The sequence below is a fragment of the Pseudovibrio ascidiaceicola genome (genome assembly GCF_900114245.1).
GTDB classification, from domain to species: domain Bacteria; phylum Pseudomonadota; class Alphaproteobacteria; order Rhizobiales; family Stappiaceae; genus Pseudovibrio; species Pseudovibrio ascidiaceicola.
In genome coordinates, this window is record NZ_FOSK01000003.1 from 34,776 (window position 1) to 53,447 (window position 18,672).

Sequence of the window (18,672 nt, forward strand, 5' to 3'; positions counted from 1 at the left end):
GGACAAACCGACAAATAGATGAGAGTTAGACTAAGCCAACTATTACTTGATTAGGGTTATAGGCAAGTTACCAGCGCCTTTCAACGAATGCAGATACGCCAAAAGGCTGCACTTTACGGAAAAACACCAAAACCCCACAGAAACCGGACATTATTGAAGAAGATAAGCCTTCTTTCGCACGTTTCAACCGACGTACAAGAGCCTACCTGCAAATTTCAGCTGTAAGAATTAGAGGCACAATCAGGCAAATTCTTGCTGTTTTGCTCAACAAAACGTAAACCAAGCCAAGACACAGTAGAAACGTGCAGAGTTTCGGGCTCTCAGCTTTCAGGCGGCACCCTTAAACGCATATCAATGTGCGGAATACCATCGTCCAGATAGGTCTCCGAAGTGGCGTAAAAGCCAAGTCCGCCATAGAAGTCCTGCAGATAGTCCTGTGCCTGCAGCTCCACGCGCGCATCATCATTGGTCGCTGCACAGTAAGAAAGCGCAGCATTCATCAACTTGCCGGCAATACCCTGCCCGCGCGCATCCTTTGAGACCAACACACGGCTAATCTTGAACACATCGCCATCTTCGTATTTCAAGAGGATTCGCAGCGCCCCGAGAATATGCCCGGCATCATTCATCACGAGAATGTGTTTACTGACAGGATCGAGCCCATCGATATCTGGATATGCGCACTGCTGTTCAACAATAAACACATCGCAACGTAACTTTAGCAAAGCATAGAGCTGTTCAACGCTGAACTCGTTGAAGTCTTTAAGCTCAAGAAACTGGGACATTCCACCTCAAAAATTTCGCGGCTTACTCCCGAAAAGCAAGCCTCAAACTCTTATTTATCTTGGTCTTCAGCGTTCAAATTGCAAGTCAATTACTGCCAGAAACTAATCTTTAGGCAGATTTCACAAGCAGAAACAGAAGGAAAGACCCAAAGCACCGATCCCCTTAACCTCTCGTTAATGAAGAGCGGCGGGGATGCGTATGCGGGCAATAAAGCCAAAACACCTCATGAACAGCTTGCAACGCAGGTTTCTGCCTTCGTCCTCCTATCAATCGGAGTGGGACGAAGGAACGATACCCAGTTGGTTTCATAGCGAGCTGACCGATCTCCATAGCCAAAAGATTGAAAAGCAGGCAAAACTATACTCGACCCTGCCACTCTCTTGCGCTCAGACATTGCAAACCCATGGCATCTGGATCAAACATGATGTGTTGCCCCGCGAGTTTTTCCGCAGACTTAAATTTGAGGCCTTCGACTATTTTGTCGGCCAGAGAGACCGTAACAAGCGACTCCTCTCCAACTGGCATAACTCACAAAGCTTCACACTACCGTTGAACTATACGCACCTTCTCAGGCAACCCTTTTTGCAATCTGCCATTACAGACGAGCTTATTCCGCCACCGCTTCAGTTCTCAGCAGGCAGAAAAGCCAAACCAGCATATCATCTTGAGGCAATGGCACAATGCACACCGTCCTTCCGCTTTGAAACGGAAGGCAGCAACGCACCACCTTTTGAAATTGAGCACGATGCATTCTCGCCCGGCGCAATTGCATTGCTTTTTCTGGAAAAAATCACACCAGAAGACGGCGCAATGTTTTACATCCCCGGCTCACATCGCATGACAGAACAACGTATTTTCTGGGAGTACCAGCGCCACCTCGATTATACAGAGATAGAAGAAGAGGACGATGAGCCCATCACAGGACTGAGTGATCTGCAAGATCTGGATCTACCACCTCTCCTACCTTTAAAGGTAGAGGCAAACACACTGCTGATTATGGACCGAACGGGCTTTCATGGCCGCTTGCCGAGCACCAACAACGCACGCAACGCCCATACTGCTCACCGCCTTGCCTTGCGCGCTGACCTTTCAACAAAGTCGTCAACGCGCAACAACTAATCAGTGTAGATCAAAGCTTGCGACGATAGATTTCTAATGAGGAATCTGCAGAGTCTTTTTCACCACGATCAAACGGCGTGCGCTCGGCAAGCTCCCATTCACCCTCATGGATATCCGGGAATTTCGTGTCACCGTCTGGCTGAGCATGAATACGGGTAATGTAGAGAGTAGAAGCCTTTGGCATCGCTTCTTTATATATCTGCCCACCACCCACAATCATGATCTCATCGACACCGTCATTTTCAGCAATGTCGTTCGCAAGTGTAAGCGCATCACCAAGACTGCTGACCACTTCAACACCTTCATAAGCGTAGTTCGGATCACGCGTAATAACGACGTTTTTGCGGTTAGGAAGAGGCTTGCCAAGCGTCGTGCAGATACTCTCAAAGGTCCGACGCCCCATGATCACGGGCTTACCAGTTGTCGTCTTGCGAAAGAACTTCAGATCGGTAGAAACAGACCATGGCATGTCATTGTTTGCGCCAATCACACCATTTTCAGCCACAGCTGAGATCATCGAAATTTGCTTCATCCTATCCTCAATCGGCAAGAGACAAGTCGTACTCAGTTGATGAGAGCATCAAGCTCCCATCTAAACCAGTTCAGGCAGCAGAAAGAACCTACGGCCTCACATTCCAACTAAGCATTAACGGCTGGCCTTCGTCTGTAACATCGAACACACCATAAGCAGCTGTCTTCAGTTTCAGGTCAGCACCAGCACCTTGATCCGCCAATGCTTTCAATGCAAAGCGTGCAATCCCGTTACTGGTCACCACAAGAAGAGTCTTGCCTGGATACTTTTTGGGAGCAGACTTAAAAAACTCCTGCCAGCGTCCAATCACAGCGGGCGGGTCAATGTGCCAACCATTCGGCGGCACACCTTCGTCTTCCCACGCGCGAAGAGCTTCATCCCCAATCCGGGCGCGGACTTCTTCCTCAGGCCTGTTCTCATCGGGCCCGTAATCGATCTCCACCAAAAACGGCAGAACCTTCAGGTCAACCTCTTCGGCCTGCGTTTTCAGTGCGATCTGCGCCGTTTGCTTCGTTCTCTGTAGCGGAGAGCAGAACGACATATCAAAGGTCACCCCAAGATCAGCAAAGTGCTCAGAGAGCTTCTCAGCCTGATCCAGGCCAGAAACACTCAGCGGCAAATCTGTACGGCCACCAACGCGCGTAACCACATCGCCCTTATCAAAAGTGTTGCCGTGTCTGAGAATATAAACGCGCGTCAAAGGCCAGTCTCCAGATGATCAAACGGATCGCCAAATTTAGCAATCAATTGTGCTGCAAGCTCCGCATCGCTTAGCGTATCCACACCAGACATGGAAAGCTTAGGCGGCTGTACTTCTTCTGCATGGACAACCATACCGTTCTCCAGAAAGCGAAGCTGCTCAAGCCCTTCCATCTGCTCGTAATACCCAAGCCCAAGCTCGTTGAAACGCTCAAGAGCATCAACGCGGTAGCCGTAAAGCCCGATATGGCGGAAGACAGGAGAAAGCTTGTCGGTCTCCCGCAGTTTCTCTTCTTTGCGAATGGCCGGAAGAATGTTCTTGGAGAACCACAGAGCCGTTCCATCGTCCCTGCGTACGCAAGTTGTACCGGAGAACGGATGGGCTTTCTTGTGTTCACGAAGAGCGTCCAACCCGTCCCAGTCCAGCCGGATAACAGGCGTGAATACGTCCGCATCAGGGCGCATCGCAGCAGCCTGGATCAACGCAGAAACATGCTCTGGCGGTGTAAACGGCGCATCACCCTGCAGGTTCAAAACAAACTCAGGATGAGTGCCGTGTACTCTGGAGGCAGCAAGCGCACGATCTGTCCCGGATGGATGTTCCGGATCAGTCATCACAAAGGGCGCACCTATATGGCGACAATGTTCGGCAACCTCTTCATGGTCCACCGCAACCACATAATCAGAACCAGTTTGTTTTGCCGCGACACGAGCGACCTGCACAACGCGCTCCAGCAAGCTGCGTCCACTAATTGGGTGCAGCGGCTTACGCGGAAAACGGGTTGATCCAATACGCGCCGGAACGCAAATAAGGGTTCGCATGGGAACTCCTTTTAAAAAAACCAAAGACAACTAAACCGCAACAACACCTTTGATGTGTGGGTGCGGGTCATAACCTTCCAAAGCAAAGTCCTCGTAGCAAAACCCGAAGATATCCTTCACTTCTGGATTGATACGCATAACAGGCAAGGCGCGCAGCTCTCTGGAAAGTTGAAGCTCAGCCTGCTCCATATGATTGGAGTAAAGATGCGCATCACCAAGCGTATGAACAAAATCACCAGGCTCCAGATCACAAACCTGCGCAATCATCATGGTCAGTAATGCATAAGAAGCGATGTTGAACGGAACACCCAGGAACACATCTGCCGAGCGTTGATAGAGTTGGCAGGAGAGCTTGCCGTTTGCCACGTAAAACTGGAACAGTGAATGACAAGGCGGCAGCGCCATATCGTCAACAAGCGCGGGGTTCCAGGCAGAAACAATCAACCGGCGGCTATCCGGGTTTGTTTTGATCTGCTGCACCACATTTGCAATCTGGTCGATAGAACCACCATCAGGCTTAGGCCAGGAGCGCCACTGATAACCATAGACAGGCCCCAGGTCGCCATTCTCATCTGCCCATTCATCCCAGATGCGCACCTTATGATCTTTAAGGTACTTGATGTTGGTATCACCCGCTAAAAACCAGAGCAGCTCATGAATGATAGATCGCAGGTGCAGCTTCTTGGTCGTGACAACCGGAAAGCCCTTGGACAGATCAAACCGCATCTGATGACCAAAGACAGACTTGGTGCCTGTTCCGGTACGATCTTCCTTGACCACACCTTCATCCATGATACGGCGCATCAGCTCTAGATATTGCTGCACGAAGGATCATCTCCTGTTTTACGATTCGAGTCGCGCACAGTATAGCCAATCTACCGAAAATCGCTTCTGTGCCATCTTGCATATGGGGTCTTACCCCAAGCTTCCGTCGATAAAAAGACCGGGAAAATAGCTTGAGCGCTTCCGCCTTAGGCAAATCCCAGCAAAAGCGTCATTTACAAATCTTCAACACCACCACTTGTTCAAATTGGCCTGTGAATATGCCGCTTTGTCAACAGGTTCTCTTAGCCCTGCCACAGTAACCGCTATCTTTTGCCCTTCCATTTACCAGTGCGTACACCTATATTCCCCCTGCCAGTTCGCTGGCTACGGCAATAAATTGCGAGCGCAATAAACCATTCGGACCCGGGGGCGGTACCCGGCGCCTCCACCAAAGCCCGTTGTACTCCAGCGGTCTTTGGGGGGGCGAAACAGGATCGACGAGGGCGTAAAGGCTTTGTTTTTGCTCGGCATGGTACCACCGTTATCGGACCAAAATGATAGTTGCAAATGACAACTACGCTATGGACAACGCTGTAGCTGCGTAATGCAGTTCCGGTAGTCCACTAAGTCCCGTTGGTTAGCACCTTCAGGCGGGGTTCGGAGGCACCTGGCAACAGAAGCCTCCACTTTAGTGTTAAAAGGCTCTTTCCTTATTCTACGCCTATTCAAGGTATAGAAATAAAAGACAGGCCTTTTTGTCGCCTCTACGCTATAGTTAGGCCGAATAAAAACGCAAAGGATGAGCGGTGCCGGACATGGCTGAAGATTTAATCCGCTATGACATCATCATTCAGGACGCGCTGAGAAACGCAGTCCGAAAGATATTGGTTGAGGTCAACCGGGCAGGACTTCCCGGAGAGCACCATTTTTACATTGCCTTTGAAACCACGGCCCCTGGCGTCAAGATTTCAAACCGCTTAAGGGAACGTTACCCGAAAGAAATGACGATCGTGCTGCAGCACCAGTTCTGGGACCTGCAGATCACTGAGCACGCTTTCGAGGTTGGTTTGTCCTTTGGTGGTGTTCCGGAGCATTTGTATGTTCCGTTCTCTGCAATTAAGGGTTTCTTCGACCCGTCTGTCCAGTTTGCTCTTGAGTTTGAGCCTGGCAAGACCGGTGAAGAACTGCCTGCAGAATTCCGCATTGCGGAACGTGATCTGGACTCTGTAGAAGAGTTCCATGCACGTCTGGAATCGGCTGTCGAACAGGACGAAAAAGAAGAAGCTAACGCAGCTGCTTCCGAAACAGAAGAGACAGCTTCAGACTCTGAGGAAGAGAAAGAGAAAACTGACTCTGACGAGACTTCCAAAGATGACAACGGAAGTGCGCAGGTTGTTTCTCTGGATGCTTTCCGCAAGAAGAGCTGATCCTTCCGATCAAGATAAGAGCGGTCGGCTCATCAACGTCATGTAATGGGTGATTGTATGAGCGCGACCGTTGTTAACCTGCGTCAGGCCCGCAAACAAAAGGCCAGAGACAGTAAAGCCCTGTCCGCAGCGGAAAACCGCCGGAAGTTCGGGCGTTCAAAAGCCGAAAAATCTCAGGAAAATGCAGAAGCAGACCTGCAGACAAAACGCTTTGAAGGTCACAAGTTGGCCTCCGTCTCCTCATCATCACCTACAGATGAAGACTGAGACATCCCTATGAGCCTCAAGAAACGTTCCATCACCCTCCACGGACATAGAACCAGCATCACGCTGGAGCCAGAGTTCTGGGCTGGTCTGGAAGATTTTGCGCGAAGTCAGGGTAAAAATATTACCGCAGCAATCGCCTCAATTGATGATGAGCGGAACCCGGAAAACAACCTCTCAAGCTGTATCCGCGTCGCCGTGCTCAAGCACTTTCAGAGCCAACTGGTCAGTTAACCTGCAGCAGGCGACCGCCTGGCAGCTCAATGAACTTAGGCGCTCCGCGTTCATCAGTCTGCAAATCAGGCAGCGGTCCACGTAAGACCTGATTGTCATTGCCTGCCTCAAGCACGCCAAGATTTTTCGGAGCACCTGACTGGATGATAGGCCCAAGCAGGTCAACCTCTCCCGCTGGCACGGTCGCCTCGTTCACGCCACCAATGGTCACCGGAGCTTCCAATGCAGGTAGGCTGGATTTTGCCCGCGGTTTGGGCGGGTCAACAATTGCAACAGAGGGGCTAACGGGCTTTTTTGCAGTGGCGTCTCCGTCAAGAACAGACCGAATACGCGCAGTAAAGTCCTGAACTGTACTCTTGTTGGCCTCAGCATCGGCTTGGACTTTTGCTTCAGCAGCAGCTTTAGCCTCCGCAGCAGCTTTTGCTTCTGCCGCCTTCTGAGCTTCCTCAGCCCGCTTCACAGCCTCAACTGCTTTCGCCTTGCGCACTTCTTCCTCAGCAGCTAGACGAGCAGCACGGGCTTTCGCCTCTTTGTCTGCCTGCGCCTGTCGCTTACGCTCAGCTGCAGCAGCAGCTTCGGCTTGACGAGCCTTTTCCGCATCCTCTGCAGCTTGCGCCTTTTGTGCGGCTTCCTCTTCCCGCTTTTTCTTCAATTCATCAAGCATGCGCTCTTGCTCAGCAATCTTGCGCTGCTCTTCTTCAATGCGTTTCACATTCAACTCAATTGCACGAAGATTGAGGTAGGAGAGCAAAGGCCCGGTATCCAGCTTGCGCACTGGGTTTTCCAGCGGCCCAGAATACAAGATAGCGACCTGAGGCTCAGCACCGGCAACTTTCTGTGCTTCATCACGGGTCTTCATGGAAACATCGCCTGTCAGCGCCCACTTCTCCAGATCAACAAGCGCAGAGCCAAACAATGTGGTTCCAGCAGTATCAACGGAGATGTTACGCGCCCGTATCCGCCCACTGGCGATGCCCAATGAACCGTCAACCCGGTTGAACGCAATAGACCCTGCATCCAGATGGTCCGCAAAGGTGTTTTGAATAGCAGCCTCATCCAGCTCAAGACCCGCATCCGCTGCCTTGATCACGAGATCAAAGGCCGCTGGGTTGATCCGGCGAATTTCACCATCAGTAACGCTGAAAGTACCACCACCTGAAAGACCTGCAACAAGACCTGAGATTGTGCGTCCGCTTCCTTCAAACTCAGCAATTGCCTGCAACTGACCAGTGGCTAAAGCACGGCCTTCATCAGTCCAGGCCAGCTCTTCAAAGTCAGCGTCATCCAACCGTAACCGGCCAGACAGATTCGCCTGCCCCTGATCCCGCCGCAGATCGAAGGCACCCGAGAACTCACCACCCGCAAAACGACCAGTGCCTTCATTGATAGACAGCTGATCTGAACGTAACCGAAGCTGACCACTGGCGGCATCCAGTCGGAACTCATCACTGAACAAGGCGCGGTCGCTCTTCACATCAAGCGTCAAATCCACACCATCAGCAAGGCCTTGCCCCAACGCCTGCGAGGACCAGACAGAATCCTCCTGCAGCACACCAGCCCAAACATTGGAACCTAGCAGCAGTTCACTCAGACTACGCATATCAAGCTCAGACAGTTCCAACTTGCCAGATGCCTCTAAAGGCCCACCCTTTTTCAAAGTACCTTCAAGATCACCAGAAAGATCCATATTAGCCAGCTGGCCTTTCAGATCTGAGAGCTTAAAGTCCCGCCCACGTCCTTCAAGCTGACCACTCAGGTTTGCTTTGAGAGGACCGGAGTAAATTGGATAGATCTTGCCAAATGCCAGTCCATAATCCGCCAAATCATCAGACTGCAACGCCACCTTGGCAGACCAGACAGCAGCAGACCGGTTCGGAATACGCACGGTCCCATCAGAGAGGATCTTCAGCCCAACAAGATCACTTGAAAACCCAAAGGCAAGTTGATCACGAGGGCTACCAGACAAGGAAAGGCGAACCTCTCCCGGTTGCAGTTGCGTAATTGGGATAGCCTCGAACCCAAGCTGACGAAGCACCTTGACGCCATCTTTGCCGCCAAGCGTCATTTCCGCATAAAGGTCACCTTCTGCGAAGTCATCAATGCGGCCTTCAAAGGTGCCATTCAGATCCAGATCACTGACACCAACCTCACCAAAGAGGTTCAAAGACATATCGGTCCGCCCCTTCTCAGCATAAGCAGAAAGCTCTGCTTTAAGGTTGGCAGGTGCAAGATCCGGAGCAGCCGTTTTCAAGCGCTCGATCAACGGATGGTCAGGCGCATATTCTTCCAAAACAGCAACCGCACCACTGAGAGATGACGCAGTCAGCGTGCCTTTGATATTCCCCTGTGGCGTCGTACTCAGATCATCAATACGACCCTTCATATCAATGTACGCACCAGCAAAATCACGGATCTTCAGCTGCTCAATGGAAAGCGTATCCCGGCTCAGGCTCGCACTCACCGCCATGCTTTTTGCTTTCACGCCACTGGCAACAAGCTCATCTGCATAAAGCCGCATGGACATATCAACTGCGCTTGGCTTGATCTTTTTGCCTGTAAAAGCTTCCACGTAACGCTGAATTTCATCCAGATTGACGCGGTCGCTATCCATATCAACGGTGATCAACGGGCTGCGATCCAGCGGATGCTCAAATGAAATTAAGCCTACACTGCGTACATCTCCTGCATCAATCCGAAGATCAGGAAGTCGCAGAGCGCCCGAACCAGCTTCAACACGACCTCTCAACGCAACAGGAGACAGCCGTTTGGAAGCGTCCTTACGCTCACCCAACCACCAATGCGCCAGCTGATGTGGCTGACGGGAAGAGATTTCCCAGTCACCTTGATACCCGGCAGAACCGCGCAGCTCCAGATAACCGCTGGTCTTGAACAAACTACGACCCGGCAACTCTCCAGAGAGCTCATCAATTTTCCAGCCGGTTCCTGTCGATTCAAGTAAGGCACTCAGATTGGAAACAACAGAACCGCCCGCCACCACAACAGGAACGGTCAGATCCATATTGCCTTTCACATCCAGCAGCGGCAACGACTTCAAGCCACCAGCCAGTCGCGTGAGAACAACATCGGTCGGGACCAGCGGACGCTGTGGCCCACCGCCGATCATCCGGTCCAGATCAACCTGTTTGAACTGAGCAACAGCCTGAAATTCTGGCTCTGGCCCAAAACTATAAATCCCGCCACCCTCAGCGGTAATCGGACGATCTTCTGAGCCAAGACGCAACGTGCTCTCAGTCAGTTCCAGTCGCTCACCGTCCAGATTAAACTTACTCTTGCCGGCCCATTCCAGCGCGTCAGAGCCTTCACTGACAACAGATTGAACCTCAGCATCTCCGTAATAGGAAACCACACCGTTTTGGTGTGTCAGGAAGCCATCAGTTGAGAATTGAGCCGCAACATTTGCAGGAGACACCTGCGTCTTAACCCGGATCTGACCATTGCGCTCCACTCGGCCACTACCGATTTTCAGCGTGTAAGGCACGCCTTCATAAAGCATTGCGCCTTCCGCTTTGAAAGGCCCCTGCAAACCACCAGCATAAAGTTCAAGGTTCGCATTGCCTGCGCGGCGCACTTCGCCAGTGCGCGCATCAGTCAGCACGACAGACCCATTTTGAACGCTCACCCCTTCCAGAATAAGCGAGGTCGGATCGATTTCAGAAATAACGGAACGGCGGGAATTGGTTTGCAAAACATCAAGACGGCCTTCCTCATCAAGAGAAAGGCTAAGTTCTGGCGCGTTGAGTTTCATCTCGGTGACGTGCACTTCGCCGCGCAAAAGCGAAGGCAACTCAATACGGCCTTCAAATCCTTTGATGGTCATCAGCGGATCTTCGACAGAACCAACACGAACGTCAGAGAGCTTCACATACGGAGCAGGCAGCAGCTGGACATCGGTCTCACCGAGGATCGTCACCTGATGCCCCAGAACTTTCTCACCATAGCTTTCAAACAGGGAACGATAAGCTGACCAATCGATGACCAAAGGGCCAACAAGCGCGATGACCAGCGCCAAGATCAAAGTCCCACCGACGGTGATGTAAACCGAATTCAACGTTAAGCTCCTTTACCCACTTCGAACCTCACGCCTTGCCGCGCTGTCCGCCTATGAGCTGCATGCAAACACTTGTTTGTCTATGTGAATTACAGCAGGAACAAGACGACAGCAACGACTTAAGGCAATGTTTCCGAACGGAACGAAGCAAGTGCGTATTTATGGCACTTCTTTACTCGGTATCTAAGGCAACAATCTTACCAGGGTTCATTATATTCAGTGGGTCAAGACTACGCTTGATTGCAGCCATCACAGCCACCCCTGCCCCATGTTCCTTTGGCAGATACTTCATCTTGCCCTGCCCCACACCATGCTCACCAGTACAGGTTCCACCCAGCTCAATCGCACGGTAATTCAAACGTTCAACAAACGCTTCAGACTTGGCAATGTCCTCAGGGTCAGTCAGGTCCGTCAACACAAGCACATGAAAGTTGCCGTCACCAACATGGCCAACTATCGGACCTATCAGGCCATTTTCTTCGATGTCATCATGTGTAGCTGTCACGCAATCGGCCAGACGAGAGATCGGCACACAGACATCTGTCGACAATCCGGTTCGCTCAGGTGCCAGTCCAAGGCCAGCCCAATAGGCGTCATGCCGCGCGGCCCAAAGCTTGTTGCGCTCTTCAGGATCCGTCGCCCATTCAAATTTTTTCAGAGAGTTTTCAGCCGCAATCTCACCAAACCGCTCAGCCTGTTCTCTCACACCAGCCTCAGAGCCGTGGAATTCCACAAGCAGCAGCGGCGATTCTGGCAAATCCAGCTTTGAGTAAGCATTGACGGATTGGACGGTCAGTGTGTCCAATAGCTCCATACGGGCAACGGGAATGCCATACTGTACCGCCTCGATAACCGTGTTGCAGCAATCTGCAATGCTATCGAAAGAAGCAATTCCACCTGAAATTGCTTCAGGTATGCCCTTCAGCTTCAACGTAATCTCAGTGATCACCCCGAGCGTGCCTTCCGAGCCAACCATCAAGCGCGTCAGGTCATATCCCGCAGATGATTTCTTGGCACGGCTTCCAGTCTTCACAATGGTCCCGTCAGGCATGACAACCGTCAGCGCCAGAACCATATCCTTCATCGTCCCATAAAGCACCGCATTGGTACCCGAAGCACGTGTCGCTGTCATACCGCCAATGGTGGCATCAGCGCCCGGATCAATCGGAAAGAACAAGCCAGTATCGCGCAAATAAGCATTGAGCTGCTTGCGCGTCACACCCGGCTGAACCACACAGTCCAGATCCTCGGCATGAACGGAGACAACCTCATTCATTTGAGAGAGATCCAGCGAGATACCGCCGCCCGGTGCATTCAGATGCCCTTCGAGAGAAGAACCACTGCCAAACGGAATGATCGGCACATGCAGGTCAGCACAAAGCTTTACGATTTCAGAGACTTCCTCGGTCGACTGTGCAAAGACAACAGCATCCGGCGGTTGGTTTGGTAGCCATGATGTCGTATGCCCGTGCTGCTCCCGTAAGCTCATGGATGTCTGGCAGCGATCGCCAAACTTCTCACTCAAGAACGCAATCGCTTTGTCGATCCCCTCGGCATTACGTGTAACATTCAGCTGCATCCCCGTCAGAGACATGGCAGACCTCCCTTATATTCCAGATACTTCCCCCCGGAAGCACACTTCCAAGCATATAGTCGAAACTTCGAGACACGCCTCGGCATTTATTGGAATTATAGTATTCTGCATGGTCAGCATAATTGAGCTTTTGGCAAGGCTGAACCCACCTTGACGTTGCGGCCTCTTGAGGTTCCTTAAGTGTTTCTCAGTGCTTATCGAAAATAATGATCCGAAATCCGAAGATCAGAGCATATCCTGATTAGCGTTTGCCGGGGAATCTCGTTAAAGACAGTGCCAATCATTCATTGTCGTATCGCTTAATCTATTATGCCAAACCAAGCTAACCCGCTGAAAATCGCAATGCGTATAGCCTATAAATGGGTCGAACCTAACTTACGTTTGTTCATGTCATCGCGGCTCCCGCTTGTCTGGCTCCTTGCGCTGATCATCGGAGCTGCTGTGGGCGGGTCAGCGATCCTGTTTCGCATTGGCATCGGTCTGGTTCAGTGGTTATCGCTCGGCACTGTCTCCGAACGCATGATAAGCGCGGCCAACGCGCAACCATGGTATGTGATTGTTCTGGCACCCGTCATAGGCGGCGCAATTGTGGGCCTCCTTTTGCAAACCATCCAGAAGAAGCAACGTGCTGGCGGCGTAGCAGACGTGATTGAAGCACGAGCCCATGGAGGAACCGGCCTGCCCTTTTGGCCCGGCCTCAGTTCCGCACTCATCACAGTCATCTCACTCGGCAGTGGCGCCAGCGCAGGTCGTGAAGGCCCCATGGTTCACTTGGGCGCCACACTCGGCACCTCTGTCTTCTCCAAGCTGAAACTCCCCGATTCAACAATGCGCATCCTGCTCGCTGCAGGTGTCGCAAGTGCAGTTTCCGCAAGCTTTAACGCACCAATCGCAGGCGTACTGTTCGCACACGAGGTCATCCTCGGCCACTACGCAATGTCCGCTTTCGTTCCAATCGTGCTCTCCTCAGCCATGGGAACACTGGTGTCTCGCCTCTATTTTGGCGAAGCGGTGGCTTTCATTCTTCCCCACTACCAGATCAACACATACTGGGAATTCCCGGCTTTCGTGCTGCTCGGCATCATTTGCGCAATTGTTGCCATCTCCTTTCAGTTCGCACTGATCGGCTCAGACTGGCTTGCCAGAAACATCAAAATGCCAATCTGGCTTCGCCCGATCATCGGCGGCGCATTGGTTGGCTCTATCGCTGTCTTCTATCCAGAGATCATCGGCGTTGGTTACGAAGCAACCGATGGGGCGCTCAACTCAGAACTGCCACTCACATTGATGCTCTCATTGCTCGTTGTAAAAACAATAGCAACAGCCATCACACTCGCCTCCCGCTTCGGCGGCGGCATCTTCTCACCCTCGCTGTATCTGGGCGCTATGACAGGTGGCGCCTTTGGCCTGATCGCGGCAAATCACCTGCCCGAAATGGCTTCCAGCCACGGCCTCTACGCTATTTTAGGCATGGGAGCGGTCGCCTCAGCTGTCCTTGGCGCACCAATTTCAACCACCATGATCGTGTTCGAGCTGACAGGTGGTTACGAATTGTCCATTGCACTACTGATCGCTGTCTCCATTTCCACTGGCCTCAATCAGGCAATCCATGGCCGGTCCTACTTCCACTGGCAGCTGGAAATGCGCGGTGTCATGCTGCAAGACGGTGCCCACAAATGGCTCGTCCGCATTGTTCATGTTGAAGATTTCGCAGATCCGCCAAGGCCGGATTCCGATACAACCTTCGACCCAGAGTCAGAAGAGCCGTTCCTGGCACCGCTGGATACGCTCGAAAAAGCACTCAGAACCTTCGATGATGCTGGCAAATCCACCCTGCCCGTCATTGACCCCAAGAACCCGACGGAAATTGTTGGTTACGCAAGCCACGTGAAGGCGTTACGTTACTTCAATTCAGCCCTCATTCAGGCGAATGTTGAGGAGCACCGCTAGCCAAACCCCAGATAATCTCCATTGACCCATCCGTAAAAAACAGCAATCTCATTCAAGACATCCTTGTCTTCGCTGGATAAATTGGGTCTATGAAGCCGGTCACTCAAAAAATTGCCTTAGAAGCAACTCCGCTCAATTCGGGAGAGAACGCACAATTCTGGCGTGCGCCTCGCTTTGATGGGTTGGAATGCCTTGCGGCAAGTTTCAGAACCCATGTCTACGAACCTCACACTCACGATACGTTCGTTGTCGGTGGTATTCTCTCGGGCTGTCAGTGCTATTGGCAACGCGGACAGCAGATATTCGCTGGCCCTGGAGATCTGGTCTTCGTCAATCCGTTCGAGCTTCATGACGGCATACCGGAGGGCTACGGTTACACCTACCGGATGACCTATCCCAGCATCTCCCTGTTGCAGAAGATCGCAGAGGATCTGACGGACAAACCACAAAGCGGAACACCTTATTTCCCGGAGGCCTGTGTCCATGACCCAGAGCTCTGTCAGGAATTCGTCGAAGCGCACAAATCCATACAGAACCGCTCCATTGATCTGGAAGCTGAAGAGCCGCTCTATATGATCTTCGCCAAGATGCTCGCAAAACACGGCAGCTTCACTGACAACATCACCGGATCAAAAGATCCTGTCGCGATCACGCGAGCGCGGGAGTATCTGGAAGAAAGCTTCATGGGCACCGTGCATCTGGATGATCTGGTGAACATCTCGGGCCGCTCAAAGTACCATCTCATCCGCTCCTTCAAGAAAGCGACTGGGCAAACACCACATGCCTACCTGACCGACGTGAGGGTACGAAATGCCAGACGCCTGCTTGTTCGTGGAACCTCTCCAAGCGAGACGGCATCGCTTTGCGGCTTTGCAGATCAGGCTCATCTCACGCGTCAGTTCAAATCCCGCGTAGGCACCACACCAGCAGCGTTCCAGCGATCTGTGATTTCCATTTAATCACAGCGGCATACCAGAAGCGCAATTTCATTCAAGACGACACCGGTCACTCTGACCTAAAACCACTCCATGCTCTAGGAGGGTTTTGTGAAAAGCAATCAGAACAAATCAGCGGTCAACGCTGGCCCTAATGAATTTTTTCTCGGTGTAACAACGTTCTTCCCGTTGATCTTCGCCGCGACACCTATCGGCCTGTTGTTTGGCGCTCTCGCGGCACAAAAGGGTATGTCTCCTTTGGAAGTATTGCTGATGGGCTCCTTCGTGTTTGCAGGTGGCTCTCAGTTCCTCGCGTTGGACTTGTGGTCTGACCCGCTCCCATGGCTCACCATTGCCTTCTCCACGTTTCTGATCAACCTGCGCCACGTGCTTATGAGTGCATCGCTTGCCCCCAAACTCGGCCATTGGACACCCCTGCAAAAATACCTCGGCTTTTTCATATTAGCCGACGAAGTCTGGGCACTGTCTGAGCAACGTGCCATGAAACAGCACACAACCTTCAGCTTCTATCTGGGTGTCGGTCTCACCCTCTTCGTCACATGGCAAGCCGCTTCAGTCGCAGGAAGCCTGATAGGTGCTGTCATGGGCGATCCATCCCGCTACGGTCTGGACTTTGCCTTTACCGCTCTCTTCATCTGTCTGGTCATGGGCTTCTGGCAAGGCCGCAAAACGGGCGTAGTCCTCGCAGCCAGCGGTCTTGCTGCTGTTCTCACACACAAGTTCGTGCCGGGTGCCTGGTACATAATTGCAGGCGCTATTGCTGGTGTTATTGCAGCAGCCATTCAGTATGACGACAACCCAAATAGGCTCCAGAAACCTGCGGAGGCACTTCAGTCATGATGTCAGAAGTCTTCGCAGTTGATCCGCTCGTCCTCTTCACCATTCTGGTCATGGCAGCAGGAACTTATCTGACCCGCATAGCAGGGCTGGTGCTGACAAAGTTCGTCACGTTCTCGGGTAGAACTGAGGCGGCATTACAGGCCGTTCCACCAGCAATCCTCATGTCGGTCGTGGCCCCAACGGCCTTCGCAACCGGCATCGCAGAGACCGCCGCAACAGCGATCACCGCGATTGCAGCCCTGCGCCTACCAATGCTGGCAGCTATGACACTGGGTGTCGTCAGTGTTGTCGTGCTCAGATTGGCACTCACTGTCATCTAAACAAAAAACCCCGCTCCATGAAGCGGGGTTTTCTATATCTCAAAGAAAAACAAAAGCAGCTTAGGAAACCGGACGTGTCGCCTCTTCCAGCCATGCTTTAGTCTCATCATCCAGCAACGGGCCAACCAACTCACGCACACGTGCATGGTAAGCATTCAGCCAGTTCAACTCAAATTCAGAGAGAAGTTTGGTGTCCACCATGCGCAGATCAATCGGCGCCAGCGTCAGAGGCTCAAAACCGAGCATCTTCTGATCTCCGCCTTCGATTGAAGCCGCAGGTGTAACCAGCTCAAGATTCTCAATTCGGATGCCATATTCATCAGCACGGTAATAACCCGGCTCATTGGAAAGGATCATACCCGGCTTCAGCGCAATGCTGTTTGGTGCTTTGGAAATCCGCTGCGGACCTTCATGCACACCCAGATAAGAACCGACACCATGACCAGTACCATGGTCAAAATCGAGACCTTGCTTCCAAAGATCGATACGGGCCAGCGTATCCAGCTGAGACCCAGTCGTCCCAACAGGGAAACGTGCAGTCGCAATTGCAATGTGGCCCTTCAGAACAAGCGTAAAGTGCTTGCACTGCTCAGCGGTCACAGCCCCAACAGCAAGTGTACGCGTGATGTCTGTCGTACCATCCTCGTACTGAGCACCGGAATCGATCAGATACACACTGTTCAGCTCAATCGGCAGATTGCTGTCATAACTCACGCGGTAGTGGCAGATCGCACCATGAGGACCAGCAGCTGAAATGGTGTCGAAGGAGATGTCCTTCAAAGCACCCGTCTCACGGCGAAACTCCTCAAGCTTCTCAGCCACAACAACTTCGCTCAAGCCGCCAAGAGGCGCTGTTTTCTCAAACCAAGCAAGGAAGCCAGCGTAAGCAACACCATCACGCAGATGTGCAGCTTTACTACCTTCAATCTCAGCCTGATTTTTAACAGCCTTAGGCAACAGAGTTGGCTCCTGCCCTTCCACAACATGGCCGCCATTGTCAGCAACCGCATCATAAAGAGCCTGACCAGCAAGACCGGTATCAATGAGAACCCGTTTGCCTTCACTACCCAGTGCTTTCAGCGCAGGTGCAAGTTCTGTCGGTCCTGCAATATCTGCAAGAGCACTCAGCTCATCACGCACTTCATTAGAAAGCTTGCGTCCATCAATAAACAGCGATGGCTTGCCTTTGGTGGGCACCAAAGCGAAAGACAGTGGCAACGGCGTATGCATCACATCACTGCCACGAATGTTCAACAGCCATGCAATGGAGTCTGGCTGTGTCAGAAGCGCTGTATCCGCCTCTTTTCCAGCAATCAACTCACCAATACGCTTGATCTTGTCTGCAGCACTTTCACCAGCAAACTGCATCGCGTGCATTTTCACTGCACCAAGCGGCGCTTCAGGGCGATCACTCCACACTGCATCAACCGGATTGCTTTCAATGGCAATCAGCTGAGCACCGGCCTTTTCACAGGCAGCTTTCAGGGAGCGCACCTGACGAACAGGATGCAACATTGGATCGTAACCGATCTTCTGACCTTCTGCCGCATTCTCACGAAGCCAGCCCGTCAGCGGCTCATCAATCAGATGACGATAGGCAAACGCATCTTCGTCCACCTGGTCCCGCACCTGAATGGTGTAGCGGCCATCAATAAAAACAGCCGCTTTCTCAGTAAGCACGCCAGCAATGCCGGCAGAACCGGTGAAACCTGTCAGCCATTCAAGGCGGCAGTCACTATCAGGAACATACTCACCTTGGTGAGCATCTGCTCGCGGCACCAAAAAGCCATCAAGCCCACGAGAGGCCAGCTCGTCTCGCAGAGCGGCCAACCGAACCGGCCCACGAGATTTATCATTTACTGTGTCAAAGCTCTGAAACATGCCGGAAGGCTAATGCCGATCGGCACGCAACTCAACCACACAAACACGGCTCCTCAGAGGAATTTATGCTCTCAATTCAGGTCGAGAGGATACAGAAGTACACAATCCATGCGGTATACGCAGATCTGCTATGTACTCCATGCAAATTCAGATCATGACAATACAGAGACATGCAAAAAATGCATAAGTGTCATGCGAAACTATCTCTTTTTTTACAAACTAAAATAATAGATAACTCCTCTTGTCGACGGGGCGCTTCCCTCCCAAAGCAAACCGGCGGATCACACCTCCTCCCAAAGTGATCTGCACGACAAAAATGGCCGGCATCCATCAGCTGCTGATAAAGCGCTAGAAATGCCACTTATACAGCTGGATACCTCCTCCCAGTATCTAGCAAGCTAAGCAAATTCCTCC

Annotated in this window: 16 protein-coding genes and 1 other RNA gene; 9 read left to right on the forward strand and 8 right to left on the reverse strand. The window is 52.0% G+C overall.

Going from position 1 to position 18,672, the window contains the following annotated elements:
* Positions 1-320 precede the first annotated feature (320 nt).
* Positions 321-785, reverse strand: a complete 465-nt coding sequence (locus tag BM231_RS06820; protein ID WP_093517942.1) for a GNAT family N-acetyltransferase — start codon at positions 783-785, stop codon at positions 321-323.
* Positions 786-984: 199 nt separating this feature from the next.
* Here BM231_RS06820 and BM231_RS06825 point away from each other — a divergent pair, with 199 nt between their 5' ends.
* The gene (locus BM231_RS06825) at positions 985-1,905 is read left to right on the forward strand and encodes a phytanoyl-CoA dioxygenase family protein (RefSeq protein ID WP_208860157.1); all 921 of its coding nucleotides are present in this window, start codon (positions 985-987) and stop codon (positions 1,903-1,905) included.
* Positions 1,906-1,915: 10 nt separating this feature from the next.
* On the opposite strand, the gene BM231_RS06830 is transcribed toward BM231_RS06825, so the two are convergent.
* From BM231_RS06830 to BM231_RS06845, 4 genes are all read right to left on the reverse strand, one after another.
* Entirely contained in the window at positions 1,916-2,437 is a 522-nt protein-coding gene (locus BM231_RS06830; RefSeq protein WP_093517946.1) for a dihydrofolate reductase, read from the reverse strand.
* 88 nt (positions 2,438-2,525) lie between these two features.
* Positions 2,526-3,137, reverse strand: a complete 612-nt coding sequence (locus BM231_RS06835) for a histidine phosphatase family protein (RefSeq protein WP_093517948.1) — start codon at positions 3,135-3,137, stop codon at positions 2,526-2,528.
* Positions 3,134-3,958, reverse strand: a complete 825-nt coding sequence (locus BM231_RS06840) for a 3-deoxy-manno-octulosonate cytidylyltransferase (protein WP_093517950.1) — start codon at positions 3,956-3,958, stop codon at positions 3,134-3,136. Before BM231_RS06840 ends, BM231_RS06835 begins: the two co-directional genes overlap by 4 nt.
* A gap of 30 nt (positions 3,959-3,988) precedes the next feature.
* A complete protein-coding gene (locus BM231_RS06845) occupies positions 3,989-4,783 on the reverse strand; it encodes a thymidylate synthase (protein ID WP_093517952.1) in 795 nt (264 codons plus the stop codon).
* 272 nt (positions 4,784-5,055) lie between these two features.
* Here BM231_RS06845 and ssrA point away from each other — a divergent pair.
* From ssrA to BM231_RS06865, 4 genes are all read left to right on the forward strand, one after another.
* Positions 5,056-5,411: a transfer-messenger RNA gene (gene ssrA / locus BM231_RS06850) on the forward strand.
* Between the two features lie 127 nt (positions 5,412-5,538).
* On the forward strand, positions 5,539-6,150 hold the full coding sequence (locus tag BM231_RS06855; protein WP_063298175.1) for an SspB family protein: 612 nt from the start codon (positions 5,539-5,541) through the stop codon (positions 6,148-6,150).
* A gap of 57 nt (positions 6,151-6,207) precedes the next feature.
* Positions 6,208-6,417, forward strand: coding sequence for a DUF4169 family protein (locus tag BM231_RS06860; protein WP_093518496.1), 210 nt, complete (start codon positions 6,208-6,210; stop codon positions 6,415-6,417).
* Between the two features lie 9 nt (positions 6,418-6,426).
* Complete coding sequence (locus tag BM231_RS06865; RefSeq protein ID WP_093517954.1) at positions 6,427-6,648, forward strand: ribbon-helix-helix domain-containing protein; 222 nt, start codon at positions 6,427-6,429, stop codon at positions 6,646-6,648.
* Here BM231_RS06865 and BM231_RS06870 read toward each other — a convergent pair.
* Together BM231_RS06870 and BM231_RS06875 are read right to left on the reverse strand one after the other, a co-directional pair.
* On the reverse strand, positions 6,641-10,717 hold the full coding sequence (locus tag BM231_RS06870) for an AsmA family protein (protein WP_093517956.1): 4,077 nt from the start codon (positions 10,715-10,717) through the stop codon (positions 6,641-6,643). The two genes, BM231_RS06865 and BM231_RS06870, sit on opposite strands and share 8 nt — an antisense overlap.
* A 172-nt stretch (positions 10,718-10,889) precedes the next feature.
* Entirely contained in the window at positions 10,890-12,311 is a 1,422-nt protein-coding gene (locus BM231_RS06875) for an FAD-binding oxidoreductase (RefSeq protein ID WP_093517958.1), read from the reverse strand.
* Between the two features lie 309 nt (positions 12,312-12,620).
* On the opposite strand from BM231_RS06875, the gene BM231_RS06880 reads away from it, so the two are divergent.
* From BM231_RS06880 to BM231_RS06895, 4 genes are all read left to right on the forward strand, one after another.
* Complete coding sequence (locus tag BM231_RS06880; RefSeq protein WP_093517960.1) at positions 12,621-14,261, forward strand: chloride channel protein; 1,641 nt, start codon at positions 12,621-12,623, stop codon at positions 14,259-14,261.
* A gap of 89 nt (positions 14,262-14,350) precedes the next feature.
* On the forward strand, positions 14,351-15,220 hold the full coding sequence (locus BM231_RS06885; RefSeq protein WP_063289926.1) for an AraC family transcriptional regulator: 870 nt from the start codon (positions 14,351-14,353) through the stop codon (positions 15,218-15,220).
* Positions 15,221-15,307: 87 nt separating this feature from the next.
* Complete coding sequence (locus BM231_RS06890; RefSeq protein ID WP_093517962.1) at positions 15,308-16,057, forward strand: AzlC family ABC transporter permease; 750 nt, start codon at positions 15,308-15,310, stop codon at positions 16,055-16,057.
* The gene (locus tag BM231_RS06895) at positions 16,054-16,377 is read left to right on the forward strand and encodes an AzlD family protein (RefSeq protein WP_093517964.1); all 324 of its coding nucleotides are present in this window, start codon (positions 16,054-16,056) and stop codon (positions 16,375-16,377) included. The genes BM231_RS06890 and BM231_RS06895 overlap by 4 nt, the downstream gene beginning before the upstream one ends.
* Before the next feature lie 60 nt (positions 16,378-16,437).
* Here BM231_RS06895 and BM231_RS06900 read toward each other — a convergent pair whose 3' ends face one another.
* Positions 16,438-18,258: an aminopeptidase P family protein gene (locus BM231_RS06900; protein ID WP_093517966.1), complete on the reverse strand. Its 1,821-nt coding sequence runs from the start codon at positions 18,256-18,258 to the stop codon at positions 16,438-16,440.
* Positions 18,259-18,672: the final 414 nt, after the last annotated feature.

What these genes read in the sequence shown, in the direction of transcription:
- BM231_RS06860 (WP_093518496.1), top strand. Translation starts at nt 6,208, where the DNA reads ATGAGCGCGACCGTTGTTAACCTGCGTCAGGCCCGCAAACAAAAGGCC.
- BM231_RS06875 (WP_093517958.1), bottom strand. Translation starts at nt 12,311, where the DNA reads ATGTCTCTGACGGGGATGCAGCTGAATGTTACACGTAATGCCGAGGGG.
- BM231_RS06840 (WP_093517950.1), bottom strand. Translation starts at nt 3,958, where the DNA reads ATGCGAACCCTTATTTGCGTTCCGGCGCGTATTGGATCAACCCGTTTT.
- BM231_RS06865 (WP_093517954.1), top strand. Translation starts at nt 6,427, where the DNA reads ATGAGCCTCAAGAAACGTTCCATCACCCTCCACGGACATAGAACCAGC.
- BM231_RS06885 (WP_063289926.1), top strand. Translation starts at nt 14,351, where the DNA reads ATGAAGCCGGTCACTCAAAAAATTGCCTTAGAAGCAACTCCGCTCAAT.
- BM231_RS06820 (WP_093517942.1), bottom strand. Translation starts at nt 785, where the DNA reads ATGTCCCAGTTTCTTGAGCTTAAAGACTTCAACGAGTTCAGCGTTGAA.
- BM231_RS06895 (WP_093517964.1), top strand. Translation starts at nt 16,054, where the DNA reads ATGATGTCAGAAGTCTTCGCAGTTGATCCGCTCGTCCTCTTCACCATT.
- BM231_RS06855 (WP_063298175.1), top strand. Translation starts at nt 5,539, where the DNA reads ATGGCTGAAGATTTAATCCGCTATGACATCATCATTCAGGACGCGCTG.
- BM231_RS06880 (WP_093517960.1), top strand. Translation starts at nt 12,621, where the DNA reads ATGCCAAACCAAGCTAACCCGCTGAAAATCGCAATGCGTATAGCCTAT.
- BM231_RS06830 (WP_093517946.1), bottom strand. Translation starts at nt 2,437, where the DNA reads ATGAAGCAAATTTCGATGATCTCAGCTGTGGCTGAAAATGGTGTGATT.
- BM231_RS06900 (WP_093517966.1), bottom strand. Translation starts at nt 18,258, where the DNA reads ATGTTTCAGAGCTTTGACACAGTAAATGATAAATCTCGTGGGCCGGTT.
- BM231_RS06825 (WP_208860157.1), top strand. Translation starts at nt 985, where the DNA reads ATGCGGGCAATAAAGCCAAAACACCTCATGAACAGCTTGCAACGCAGG.